Source organism: Marinobacter sp. KM021, from assembly GCF_050707965.1.
Lineage (GTDB): Bacteria > Pseudomonadota > Gammaproteobacteria > Pseudomonadales > Oleiphilaceae > Marinobacter > Marinobacter shengliensis.
Map to the genome: position 1 here is coordinate 231,840 of NZ_CP136129.1, position 11,347 is coordinate 243,186.

The 11,347-nt window shown below is 59.6% G+C and carries 12 protein-coding genes; 7 read left to right on the forward strand and 5 right to left on the reverse strand.

Annotated elements, in window-relative coordinates; translation table 11 throughout:
- The first annotated feature begins 27 nt into the window (after positions 1 to 27).
- Positions 28 to 1,563 (forward strand): lysine--tRNA ligase, encoded by a 1,536-nt coding sequence (gene lysS, locus RVM24_RS01190; RefSeq protein ID WP_431474830.1) that lies wholly within the window; start codon positions 28 to 30, stop codon positions 1,561 to 1,563.
- Positions 1,564 to 1,567: 4 nt separating this feature from the next.
- Entirely contained in the window at positions 1,568 to 2,302 is a 735-nt protein-coding gene (gene ung / locus RVM24_RS01195; protein WP_286254157.1) for a uracil-DNA glycosylase, read from the forward strand.
- 168 nt (positions 2,303 to 2,470) lie between these two features.
- On the opposite strand, the gene RVM24_RS01200 is transcribed toward ung, so the two are convergent.
- The 5 genes from RVM24_RS01200 to nadB form a co-directional block, all read right to left on the reverse strand.
- Positions 2,471 to 3,304, reverse strand: coding sequence for an HDOD domain-containing protein (locus tag RVM24_RS01200; RefSeq protein WP_431474831.1), 834 nt, complete (start codon positions 3,302 to 3,304; stop codon positions 2,471 to 2,473).
- Positions 3,305 to 3,406: 102 nt separating this feature from the next.
- Positions 3,407 to 4,390, reverse strand: a complete 984-nt coding sequence (locus RVM24_RS01205) for a YgfZ/GcvT domain-containing protein (RefSeq protein ID WP_431474832.1) — start codon at positions 4,388 to 4,390, stop codon at positions 3,407 to 3,409.
- A gap of 28 nt (positions 4,391 to 4,418) precedes the next feature.
- Positions 4,419 to 4,880 carry a hypothetical protein gene (locus RVM24_RS01210; protein WP_286922237.1) on the reverse strand — a complete coding sequence of 154 codons (462 nt, stop codon included), beginning with the start codon at positions 4,878 to 4,880 and terminating at the stop codon, positions 4,419 to 4,421.
- Complete coding sequence (locus tag RVM24_RS01215) at positions 4,864 to 5,136, reverse strand: succinate dehydrogenase assembly factor 2 (protein WP_061332284.1); 273 nt, start codon at positions 5,134 to 5,136, stop codon at positions 4,864 to 4,866. Before RVM24_RS01215 ends, RVM24_RS01210 begins: the two co-directional genes overlap by 17 nt.
- Before the next feature lie 43 nt (positions 5,137 to 5,179).
- Positions 5,180 to 6,787, reverse strand: a complete 1,608-nt coding sequence (nadB, locus tag RVM24_RS01220; RefSeq protein WP_286922238.1) for an L-aspartate oxidase — start codon at positions 6,785 to 6,787, stop codon at positions 5,180 to 5,182.
- A gap of 139 nt (positions 6,788 to 6,926) precedes the next feature.
- Between nadB and rpoE the strand changes: the two genes are divergently transcribed.
- The 5 genes from rpoE (at position 6,927) to RVM24_RS01245 (ending at position 11,270) form a co-directional block, all read left to right on the forward strand.
- A complete protein-coding gene (rpoE, locus tag RVM24_RS01225; RefSeq protein ID WP_061332282.1) occupies positions 6,927 to 7,616 on the forward strand; it encodes an RNA polymerase sigma factor RpoE in 690 nt (229 codons plus the stop codon).
- A gap of 15 nt (positions 7,617 to 7,631) precedes the next feature.
- The gene (locus tag RVM24_RS01230) at positions 7,632 to 8,195 is read left to right on the forward strand and encodes a sigma-E factor negative regulatory protein (protein ID WP_061332281.1); all 564 of its coding nucleotides are present in this window, start codon (positions 7,632 to 7,634) and stop codon (positions 8,193 to 8,195) included.
- Between the two features lie 16 nt (positions 8,196 to 8,211).
- A complete protein-coding gene (locus RVM24_RS01235; RefSeq protein WP_230713718.1) occupies positions 8,212 to 9,264 on the forward strand; it encodes a MucB/RseB C-terminal domain-containing protein in 1,053 nt (350 codons plus the stop codon).
- A complete protein-coding gene (locus tag RVM24_RS01240) occupies positions 9,261 to 9,710 on the forward strand; it encodes a SoxR reducing system RseC family protein (RefSeq protein ID WP_061332280.1) in 450 nt (149 codons plus the stop codon). Before RVM24_RS01235 ends, RVM24_RS01240 begins: the two co-directional genes overlap by 4 nt.
- A gap of 81 nt (positions 9,711 to 9,791) precedes the next feature.
- Positions 9,792 to 11,270, forward strand: coding sequence for a DegQ family serine endoprotease (locus RVM24_RS01245; protein WP_431474833.1), 1,479 nt, complete (start codon positions 9,792 to 9,794; stop codon positions 11,268 to 11,270).
- Positions 11,271 to 11,347: the final 77 nt, after the last annotated feature.

Consider the following 11,347-nt stretch of genomic DNA (forward strand, 5'->3'; position numbering starts at 1 on the left):
ACAATCCCGACTTCTTAGTGAGCCAACATGACTGAACACACCCAGAACGCTGCACAGCCCGAGGACAACAAGCTGATTGCCGAGCGCCGCGCCAAACTGGCAAACATGCGCGAGCAGGGCAACCCGTTCCCGAACGACTTCCGTCGCGATGCCACCGCTGCCGAGCTGCAGGAAAAATACGGTGACAAATCCAAGGAAGAGCTGGAGTCCCTGGGTATCAAAGTGGCCATTGCCGGCCGCATGATGCTCGACCGCAAGGCGTTCAAGGTGGTTCAGGACATGACTGGCCGCATCCAGATCTACGCGTCCAAGGATGTCCAGAAAGACACCAAGCACTGGGATATGGGCGACATCGTGGGTGTGCGCGGTACCCTGTCGAAATCCGGCAAGGGCGACCTGTACGTCACCATGGACGAATACGTGCTGCTGACCAAGTCCCTTCGCCCGTTGCCGGAGAAGCACAAGGGCCTGACCGACACCGAAGCCCGCTACCGTCACCGGTACGTGGACCTGATGGTGAACGAAGACAGCCGCCGCGTGTTCCATGCCCGGTCGAAGATCATCAACGCCATGCGCCAGTACTTCACCGAGCGTGACTTCATTGAGGTGGAAACCCCCATGCTGCAGGTGATCCCCGGCGGCGCCACCGCCCGTCCGTTCGTGACCCATCACAACGCCCTGGGCATCGACATGTACCTGCGCATTGCCCCGGAGCTGTTCCTCAAGCGCCTGGTGGTTGGCGGCTTTGAGCGGGTGTTCGAGATAAACCGCAACTTCCGCAACGAAGGGCTGTCGACCCGGCACAACCCCGAGTTCACCATGGTCGAGTTCTACCAGGCCTACGCCGACTACCACGACCTGATGGACCTGACCGAAGACATGCTGCGCACCATCGCTCAGAAAGTGCTGGGTACCACCACGGTGATCAACACCCGGGTGCTGAAAGACGGTAGCGAAGAAACCATCGAATACGATTTCGGCAAGCCGTTCGAGCGCCTGACCGTGGTGGACGCCATCCTGCGCTACAACCCCGACATCACCCGCGAGCAACTGGCAGACGACGCACAGGCCCGTGCCGTGGCGAAGAACCTGGGTATCCACGTGAAGGACATCTGGGGCCTGGGCAAGCTGCAGATCGAGATCTTCGAGGCCACGGCTGAGCATCGCCTGATGCAGCCCACCTTTATCACCGAGTACCCGAAAGAGATCTCTCCGCTGGCCCGTTGCAAAGACAGCGACCCGTTCGTCACCGAACGCTTCGAGTTCTTCGTCGGCGGCCGCGAAATCGCCAACGGCTTCTCCGAGCTCAACGACGCCGAAGACCAGGCCGAACGCTTCCAGGCCCAGGTGGCCGAGAAAGACGCCGGCGACGACGAAGCCATGTTTTACGACGACGACTACGTGATGGCGCTGGAATACGGCCTGCCGCCGACCGCCGGTGAGGGCATCGGTATCGACCGCCTGGCCATGCTGCTGACCAACTCGCCGTCCATCCGCGACGTGATCCTGTTCCCGGCCATGCGCCCGGAGCACAAAGCCGAACAGAAACCGGAAAGCGAGTAAGCCCATGCACCCTGCCGAGGCACTGGCTCAACAACTGAAGCCCGGCCGCGGCTGGGATGATTGGCTGGCGGACGAGTTCCGCCAGCCCTACATGCTGCAACTGGCCGAATTCCTGGCCGCCCAGGAACAGGCGGGCAAAGTACTGTTCCCGGAGCAGAGACACTGCTTCAACGCCCTGAACAGCACACCGCTGAACCAGGTCAAAGTCGTCATCCTCGGCCAAGACCCCTACCACGGCCCCGGCCAGGCCCACGGCCTCTGCTTCTCCGTCCGACCGGGCGTGCCTACACCGCCGTCGCTGGTGAACATCTTCAAAGAAATCGAAACCGACCTGGCCATCACCCCGCCAGACCACGGCTGCCTCCAACCCTGGGCAGAACAGGGCGTTTTACTCCTGAACGCGGTGCTTACCGTCGAACAGGGCAACGCCGGTGCGCACCAGAACAAGGGATGGGAAACCTTCACCGACAAAGTAATCGAAACCGTCAACCGGGAGCGGGAGGGCGTGGTGTTTCTGCTCTGGGGCAGCTACGCCAGGAAGAAAGGCCGGCACATCGACCGCAATCGTCATCTGGTTCTGGAAGGACCGCACCCGTCACCGCTGAGTGCTTATCGAGGGTTTTTCGGTTGTCAGCACTTCTCGCAAGCTAATGACTGGCTGCAGAAACAGGGAATAGCTCAAGTTGATTGGGCTCTGCCAGATAAAGTGCAGCTTATCCAGAGATATGCGAAGAGCTGAAGGCTCTCTTGGAAGTAGTCTTTGCGGCGGGGTTGAGCTCACAAAACCTTGCGGAGCCAGGGATGGCGGAGCAGAGCGTACAGGGAAGTATTCACAGCGTGTTTTGGGAGCTCAACCCCGCCGTAAAGACGGGCGTCAAGCTCCTTGATTCTATGGGTGATGTGAAGCTTACTGAAGCAACGCCATCGCCGCTTCCATCTGAGCGTTGAGATCCTCCTCCTCGCTCATGTCGACATTCGGGTCCAGCCCCAAACGCCCAAAGGCCGGAATCGTGTTCCAGTCCATCTCGGTCCAGGGATTGTCCGTCCCGGCAACCAGCTGCAAATTCGCCACCATCACCAAATCGGCATAATCCGCCGCCGGCACCTCACGCTGGAAATTGGCATACTCCAGCGGCACATTCTGAAGATCACTCGGGAAATCCCACTTCTTCAGAATCAGCGCGCCAATGCGCGGGTGCAGCTGATCAATCACATTATCCAGCATGATACTGCTGATCTGGATGTCCCGGTCCTCCACATAGCGCAGAATCGGCAGCACCCCAATCAGGTGAACAAGCCCTGCCAGCGTGGCCTGATCCGGTTTGAGCTTGGTGTAATGCTGGGCCAGAACGTGGCACACGCCGGCCACTTCAGTGCTGGTTTGCCAGGTGGCGCGCAGCCGCTTGTCGACCATGTCTGAGGTGGCCTGGAACATCTGCTCCATGGCCAGACCCATGGCCAGGTTGCTGGTGTAGGCCATGCCAAGGCGGCTGACCGCCATGTTCAGGTTTTCAATCGCGCGGCTACCCCGGAACAGCGGGCTGTTGCACACGCGGATAATCCGGGCAGAGAGGGCTGTGTCGTTACTGATGACCTTGACCAGGTCAGCGATTGCCGAGTCTTCGGACTCGGCGATGTCCCGAACCTGAAGCGCCACCTCCGGCAGGGTTGGCAGCACCAGTTTGTCATTCTCAATGGCGTCGGTCAGGTCAGCCTTGATGGTATCTACAATGTTGGCCATGGTCAGTAACGTTCCGCTTGTCTGGGTGCGCTGCTCGCGCGCACGGGGTAAACCGGTATGTGGTTTAATTTATAGCAAATTTTTCCGGTTTTTCCTGTCAACTTATGTATCTGCCTGCGTTGCGGGCTGTTGCTCGGGCACCGGGTAAGGCAGCGGTTGCATGGTCACGGTCACCGTGTTCATGCCTTCCAGGGCCAGGGTGCCTTGCTGAGCGTCGTGCCGGATAACCGCCAGCATCTCACCCGCCTGTTCAGACGTGAGCTCTGCGTTAACTACCTCGCCAACGCTCTTGCCCTCGCACAGCAGCCTGGTGCCGGGTTCCGGCGCAGTGTCGGAACCCTCAAAACGCAAGCGGAACAGGCTCTTCTTGAGCTGCCCCAGAAAGTGCATTCTGGCGATCACTTCCTGGCCGGTGTAGCAGCCCTTCTTGAAATGAACGCCTTGCAGGTGTTGCAGGTTGAGCATCTGCGGAACATAGGCCTCCCGGGTCTGGGCCGTTAGCCAGGGCACGCCGGCGGAAATGCTGGCAGCGTTCCAATGTGCCATGGGCAACTCGGGCAGTTCCTCCGGCAGCGGTTGATCTCCCTCAAGCTGCCACCATTCGTAGCGGGCCGTCTGGTCACTGGTATCCTCGATTCGAATCAGGATTCCGGAACCGGTGGCCAGCGTCTGCCCCGGCCGGGAAAGCGATTCGGCTGCGTCGCCGCAGGCAGTGATGGCGGCTGGTTTACCGGTCAGGCCAAGGATTCGGGCGGAAGGCAGCACGTCCATGCTGGTCCCACGAAAAAGCATCAGGTACTTGCGGAGGTGGCTCAGGGTGTCATCCGCCAGCTCTGCATCCAGATCCATCAACAGGTCCTGGCCATGCCGTACCATGCGGGTCACGCAGTAAGCTCGTCCCTTGGGTGTGCAGGCGGTTGCCCGCAAAGACTGGGCCTGTGTCACCTCTTCCACATGCTGGGAAAACTGGCCCTGGACAAACTTGTCGGCACCGGGGCCGCTGATGCGTACCACCCGTCTGTTGGTGAGCTGGGTGTACCCGGCGTCAGACGAATAGTGTGGCCGAGGGTTTTCCGTGGGGTTCATCGTGATCTCCATGTTGGGTCAGCGGAGTTCAGTGTGCGTTACGAGTATGGCCGATTCTCAGCCATACCCGCAGGCGTCGGAACTCAGGCTCGGGAGCATTGGCTTGGAATGGCCCCATCTTGCCGGTAATCATTACCATGATGCTACCTGATCTGGAGTCTTGGGGGTGGAGTTTCAAGATCAGACAGGACGCACCCAGGGTACTTGAGGCGCAGACCCGAACGGGTGTCTCGTGGCCATCGCCGAACTGGCAGGTTATGCCGCCGCTGTCGGTGCGCAGGGCCTTAACGGCCCTGGGGCTGCGTAACAGGCCATAGCGCCGGAAGTTTCGCCAGGCGAAAGCGATTGTGACCGGTCCTACCATCAGTAACCAGAGGCTGGTTTCCAGTGCCGCACCAATGGCAAAAGCGCTGAGCAGTATCCAGGGTGCACTGGCCAGCAGGCCCGTGATGCCGGAGGGGGATAGAGTCAGATCAATCCGGCTGGACACGGTTCAGGATGATGTCAACGATGCGCTGAAGATCCGGGTCTTCCGGCCGGCTGCGTTGCATGAACCATTCGAACATATCGGTGTCTTCGCAGCTCAGCAGTTTCTTGTATCGGGCCTGGTCGTCCGGCTCGAGATCCCGGTACGCTTCCTCCAGGAAGGGCAGCAGCAGAACATCCAGTTCCAGCATGCCCCGGCGGCTGTGCCACCACAGGCGGTGAAATTCGGTATGGTCGTTGGACGCATTGGTGTCTGACATAGTCGGTTGCCTTGAAAAAGAGTGGAGTCTCCCTGTCAGCCCGTCAGGGAGACAGCGTGCGATAAGTGGTGGGTACCAGAACCGTGTCTTGCGGATCGTTCAGCAGGCCCGGGTAGTCCAGTGTGTAATGCAGGCCGCGGCTTTCCTTTCGCTGCAGGGCTGAGCAGATGATCAGATCGGAAACCGTCACCAGGTTACGCAGCTCGATCAGGTCATTGGTAACCCGGTAATTGCTGTAGAACTCGCTGATCTCCCGGGACAGCAGATCCACCCGGTGCTTGGCCCGCTGCAGACGTTTGGTGGTGCGCACAATGCCCACGTAGTCCCACATGAAATGACGTAATTCGTCCCAGTTGTGAGAAATCACAACGTCTTCATCGGAGTCCCGTACCTGGCTTTCATCCCAGTCCGGTGCGATGGGCGGCTCCGGTATGTCGGATTCCCGCCGGGCGATGTCAGCGGCGGCAGCGCGGCCGTACACCAGGCATTCCAGCAGGGAGTTGCTGGCCATGCGGTTGGCACCATGCAGGCCGGTGAAGGCAGCTTCGCCCACCACATACAGCTGGTTGATGTCGGTGCGAGCCCGTTCGTCGCTGACAATACCGCCGCAGGTGTAATGGGCGGCCGGCACCACCGGAATGGGCTCCCTGGTGATGTCGATGCCAAACTCCCGACACTTTTCGTAAATGGTGGGGAAGTGGTGCTTGATGAAATCCGCCGGTTTGTGGCTGATGTCCAGGTACAGATGGTCCGCACCCAGGCGTTTCATTTCATGGTCGATGGCCCGGGCGACGATATCCCGGGGCGCCAGTTCGGCACGTTTGTCGAACCGGTCCATGAATCGGCTACCGTCTGGCAGTTTCAGCACGCCGCCTTCGCCACGAACCGCTTCGGTAATCAGAAACGATTTGGCATGTGGATGGTACAGGCAGGTGGGGTGAAACTGGTTGAATTCCATGTTGGCCACCCGGCACCCGGCCCGCCAGGCCATGGCGATGCCGTCGCCGGATGCACCGTCCGGATTGGTGGTGTAGCGGTAGGCCTTGGAGGCGCCCCCGGTGGCAATCACGGTAAACCGGGCGCGGAACAGTTCTACGTGGTTGTCTTCCAGGTTCAGTATGTAAGCGCCTACGCATCGGTTGCCTGGCAGGGCGAGTTTGCGGTTGGTGATCAGGTCTACTGCTACCCGGCCCGCTTTAAGATCAATATTGGGGCGAGCCTGGGCCTGGCTGGCTAGTGTGGTCGACACCGCATGGCCGGTGGCGTCGGCGGCATGGATGATGCGCCGGTGGCTGTGGCCACCTTCCCGGGTCAGGTGGTAGTCTTCGCTGTCGTCCTGGCGGGTAAACTTTACGCCCGAATCAATCAGCCACTGGATGCTCTCTTTGCTGTGCTCCACGGTAAAGCGCACGGCATCTTCATGGCACAGGCCGCCGCCGGCGTTGAGGGTATCCAGGATATGGTTTTCAACGGAGTCGGCATCATCAATCACCGCAGCAATGCCGCCCTGGGCCCAGAGTGTGGCGCCGGAACTGATGTCTGCCTTGCTGACCACGCACACGCTGAGGTGCTCCGGCAGATTGAGCGCTACGGTCAGGCCGGCAGCGCCGCTGCCGATAATGAGAACGTCGTATTCGAAGGACTGTGGCATTGAGTCGTTATCGCGGGCCATAATGTGGACGTGTATTGAACTAAACTTTACGCTTGCTGTCTATTTGGCCTGATGGATAAGCCGCCCGCCGGTTGCTGTCCAGGACCATGGGTTCATGATCGAACGCCGGAAGAGCCGAATGACACAAGCAGCAAATCTTATCAAGGCCACTCCGTTGGCCACCAAGACAGGACATTCTGTTACGTCGTCCATGACTCCTGATAACGACTGGAAACCGGGTGAGCAGACCGACAGTCAGACGGATCTGCAGTTGGTGCGCAAGGTTCGCAATGGCGATCGTGCGGCCTTTGATCTGCTTGTGGTCAAGTATCAGTCGCGGGTGGCCTCCATCATCAGTCGATACGTCTACGACAGCCAGGAAGTAATGGACCTGACTCAGGAAACCTTTGTCAAAGCGTTCCGGGCGGTCGAGCGGTTTCGTGGCGACAGCGCGTTCTACACCTGGCTGTACCGGATTGCCGTTAACACCGCCAAGAACTATCTGGAAGCCCGTGGTCGCCGGCCGCAGGGCTCGGCGGACTCAGCGGATGCAGAGAACTTTGACGATGGTGGTCGGCTGCGGGATGTCGCTTCTCCAGAGCGGCTGTTGCAGCGGGAGCAGCTGCAAAAAGCACTTTCGGAAGCAATAGCAGGCCTGCCTGAGGAACTTCGTTCCGCTTTTCTGCTCAGGGAATATGATGGCCTGAGTTATGAGGATATCGCCCGGATTCTGGAATGCCCGATCGGAACCGTTCGGTCGCGGATATTCAGGGCCCGGGATGCAGTGGACCGGCACTTGGGTCCCTTGCTCAATCATTCAGTGACGTAAATGAGGTTGCATCCGATGGATGAGCGTCTCAGAGAAACCCTGTCCGCGATGATGGACGACGAAGCAGATGAACTATCGGTTCGTCGCCTGTTGTCTCATGGTAATCAGGATGAGGTCAGAAACCAGTGGCAACGCTGGCAACAGGTTCGTGACCTCATGCATGAAAGTCATGGCCCTGAAGAGAGCGTCGATGTGGCGGTGGCTGTACGTGAGGCCCTCGATGGTCATGTACGCCCTGAACCTTCAAGGCTCAAGACTCAGGTTGCCGCAGGCTCCTACTGGCGATGGCCGGTGGCGGCGATGGTCGTTATGGCTCTGGTCATCGGATTTGGCGCCGGCGCCGGATGGGATGGGCAAACCCAGGAGCCGGTGGCTGCGGTGGCAGTGACTGAGCTGTCTGATGAGGATGCACTGGCTTTGTCTGCCAGGGTAGAGGAAGTTGCCTTGCAGCGCCTGGACGAAGAACAGCTTAAACAGATGCGCCAGTTTATGCTCGAACACGCGCAGCATAACAGCGTTGGCGCAGGCCGGGGTTCTGTTGGTTATGCCCGGCTGGTGAGTGCCAGCAGTGGCTACTGACGTTGGGGAACGGCCGATGACGTGGGTGGTGAGCAGCCTGGTGTCCCTGGGCCGAAGCGTGTTCGCCGGTGTGCTTGCCGGAATGTTGATCATGCTGCCTGTTCACGGAGCCAATGCTGAGACGAGCAACGAACCTGCTTCTGCGGATCCCGCTGATGCGATGTCGTGGCTGGAGCGCCTGGGACCGGCTTTGAACATGACCTCTTACCGGGGTGTCTTCGTCTATGCCCGTGGGGATCAGGTCCATTCCATGAAGATTGCCCATCGTTTTCGGGATGGCCAGGTGGAAGAGCGACTGGTCATGCAGGATGGCGGCAGTGGCGAAATTGTCCGTAAAGGCATGAATGTGGTTTGTGTGCTCCCTGACCGTGGTCGTGTGAGCCTTAACGAAGTGATTCCTTCTGGCCCGTTTGCCGAGGCGTTCACTAGTCAGCTGATGCCGTTTGGGCAATGGTATCGCTCAGAGCTCGCGGGTGAAGATCGCATCGCCGGTTATGACGTGGTGACCATTGCGTTAACCGCCCGTGATGACGAGCGATACAGCCATCGGCTGTGGATGGAGAAAGACACCGGCTTGCTGGTCAAAAGCCAGGTGCGCGACGGTGACGGGGAAGTGCTGGAGCACTTTCAATTTACCAGTCTCGAAATTACCGATGAGATCGCCGACGAGGAGCTGGAAATACAGACCCAAGGGCGCGAAATAACCCGCACGCTGGCGTCCAGGGATCCTCAACAGTCGGTGGTCGGCCGCATGAGCGGCTGGACTCTCAACTGGCGGCCGGAGGGCTTCGCGCCAGCGGCCGCGCCGCGGTCTGGCAAGGGCAAAGCGGTCGCGTTCTCTGACGGGCTGGCGGCCTTTTCGGTGTTTGTCGAACCGGTTGGCCAGTTGAAAATGCCGACAGGGGCCTCGCGGGTGGGGGCAACCACCATATACATGCGCGAGATCCTGGTCGCCGACAGACCGTTCCTGGTTGCCGTTGTGGGCGAGATTCCCCCGCGTACGGCCCGGAAAGTGGCAGATGCCGTTGAAATAGATGACGCCCTGGCCCTGGAGTTATCAGGCCTGTGATCACCGAGACTGGCAAAGTGGTGGCCCTGAGTGGCGACAGCGTCTGGGTGCAAACCATCCGTGTCAGTGCCTGTCAGAGCTGTTCCGCCAGGGCCGGTTGCGGCCAGAGGGCGTTGGCCAAGGTATCCGGAGGGCGAGCAAATCAGGTTCTGGTGGCGAATACCGTGGGTGCCAGGGTTGGGGATGAGGTGGTGATCGGTATCGATGAACAGTCACTCCTCGCGGCATCCCTGGCTGTGTACGGTGCTCCGCTGCTGATGATGGTGCTGGCCAGTATCGCCGGTTATCGATGGTTGGGTGGTACTGACGCTGCGGCCATCTTGGGCGCTCTTGCAGGGCTGGGGGCAGGATTCTGGTGGGTACGTCGATGGCAGCGTCGGAGTGGTGATAAATACCAGCCGCGGCTGATCAGGGTGAACAGCACTCATTCCGTGACATGTCTGTGAACCCTACCGTTTTGTAAGTTGAAAAACGGGTTTCCGGCCCCAGAATTACGACGTGATTACAAGCAGAACACGGGGGTCCACATGCCGAGATCAAACACAGAGGTTGCCCGTCTTGCTCCAGTCCGGAGCGCAGGACACTACTGGGCGACCCTACTGATGCTTTCCGTCATGGTTTCAGTTTTCTGGAGCCAGTCCCTCGCCGCGCGCGGCTTGCCGGACTTTACCGAACTGGTTGAAGAGAACTCCAGCGCGGTAGTGAATATCAGCACCACAAGTGAGCCGCGTAATCAGGGCTCCCGTTTCCAGGGATCGCCGTTCGATGAAAGGCAGCTTGAGCAGTTGCCGCCGTTCCTTCAGGAATTTTTTCGTGGCCCGCAATCACCGTTCGGCGGCTCGCCCCGTTCGCAGCAGCCCCAGCGTTCCATGGGCTCTGGCTTCATTGTGTCAACAGACGGTTATGTACTCACCAACAACCATGTAGTGGAAGGTGCTGACGAGGTCATAGTGCGGTTGAACGACCGCCGTGAGTTTCAGGCCACGATTGTTGGCACCGACCCCCGTTCAGACATGGCCGTGCTGAAGATCGAGAACGGTGAGGATCTGCCCGTGGTCAAGGTGGGGCGTTCACGTGACCTCAAGGTTGGCGAATGGGTGTTTGCTATCGGCTCTCCGTTCGGTTTTGACTACACGGTTACGGCAGGCATTGTCAGCGCCCTTGGCCGTTCATTGCCCTCCGAAAACTACGTGCCATTCATCCAGACAGACGTGGCAATCAACCCCGGCAACTCCGGTGGGCCACTGTTCAATCTTGATGGTGAGGTAGTGGGTATCAACTCCCAGATCTATACCCGCTCTGGCGGTTTCATGGGGGTTTCTTTCGCCATTCCCATTGACGATGCGATGAACGTATTCAACCAGATCCGGGACAAGGGCAGCGTTGCGCGGGGCTGGCTTGGTGTGTTGATTCAGGAAGTAAACCGGGACCTGGCGGAATCTTTTGGCCTGAAACGCCCGAGGGGCGCGCTGATTGCGGAAGTCATGCAGGGGTCGCCGGCTGAGAAGGGAGGCCTGGAATCCGGAGATATCGTGCTGGAATACAACAGCGAGCCGGTTCAGTTGTCATCAGACCTGCCGCCGCTGGTGGGCCGGACACCGGTGGGCGAATCGGCCCGGCTGACGGTACTGCGGGGTGGCCGGGAAATTGAGTTGGATGTGACCATTGGCCGCTTGCCGGAAGATGGCGATGACAGCTCAGACCCCGTGGTTGGTGAAAACAATGCGCCGTCACAGGAACCGCTGGGCCTGGCGGTTGAATCCCTGACGCCGGAGCAGGCCAGTGCTGCCGGTGTTCAGGGCGGCGTGCTGGTGACCCGGGTAGGCCAGGGGCCGGCAGCGGAAGCCGGGATTCGTTCCCGGGACATCATCACCGAGATTAATCGCGAACAGGTGCGCTCTGTGGAGGATTTCCGGAACGCCACCCGCAAGCTGCCGTCTAACCGGGCGGTTTCGGTCAGAATCGTCCGCCAGGGCCGTGCCATCTATCTGGTGATGAAGCCCTGACACCCTAGAAAACAGGCGTTTCGCAAGCCCCCGGTGTCTTTGACGACAGGCCCGGGGGCTTTTGCTATAATCGCCCG

Bases quoted from the DNA above. Each gene is read 5' to 3' on its own strand.
- RVM24_RS01235 (WP_230713718.1), top strand. From the start codon at position 8,212: ATGACGTGGGTGGTGAGCAGCCTGGTGTCCCTGGGCCGAAGCGTGTTC.
- ung (WP_286254157.1), top strand. From the start codon at position 1,568: ATGCACCCTGCCGAGGCACTGGCTCAACAACTGAAGCCCGGCCGCGGC.
- RVM24_RS01200 (WP_431474831.1), bottom strand. From the start codon at position 3,304: ATGGCCAACATTGTAGATACCATCAAGGCTGACCTGACCGACGCCATT.
- RVM24_RS01215 (WP_061332284.1), bottom strand. From the start codon at position 5,136: ATGTCAGACACCAATGCGTCCAACGACCATACCGAATTTCACCGCCTG.
- lysS (WP_431474830.1), top strand. From the start codon at position 28: ATGACTGAACACACCCAGAACGCTGCACAGCCCGAGGACAACAAGCTG.
- RVM24_RS01205 (WP_431474832.1), bottom strand. From the start codon at position 4,390: ATGAACCCCACGGAAAACCCTCGGCCACACTATTCGTCTGACGCCGGG.
- rpoE (WP_061332282.1), top strand. From the start codon at position 6,927: ATGACACAAGCAGCAAATCTTATCAAGGCCACTCCGTTGGCCACCAAG.
- nadB (WP_286922238.1), bottom strand. From the start codon at position 6,787: ATGCCACAGTCCTTCGAATACGACGTTCTCATTATCGGCAGCGGCGCT.
- RVM24_RS01245 (WP_431474833.1), top strand. From the start codon at position 9,792: ATGCCGAGATCAAACACAGAGGTTGCCCGTCTTGCTCCAGTCCGGAGC.
- RVM24_RS01230 (WP_061332281.1), top strand. From the start codon at position 7,632: ATGGATGAGCGTCTCAGAGAAACCCTGTCCGCGATGATGGACGACGAA.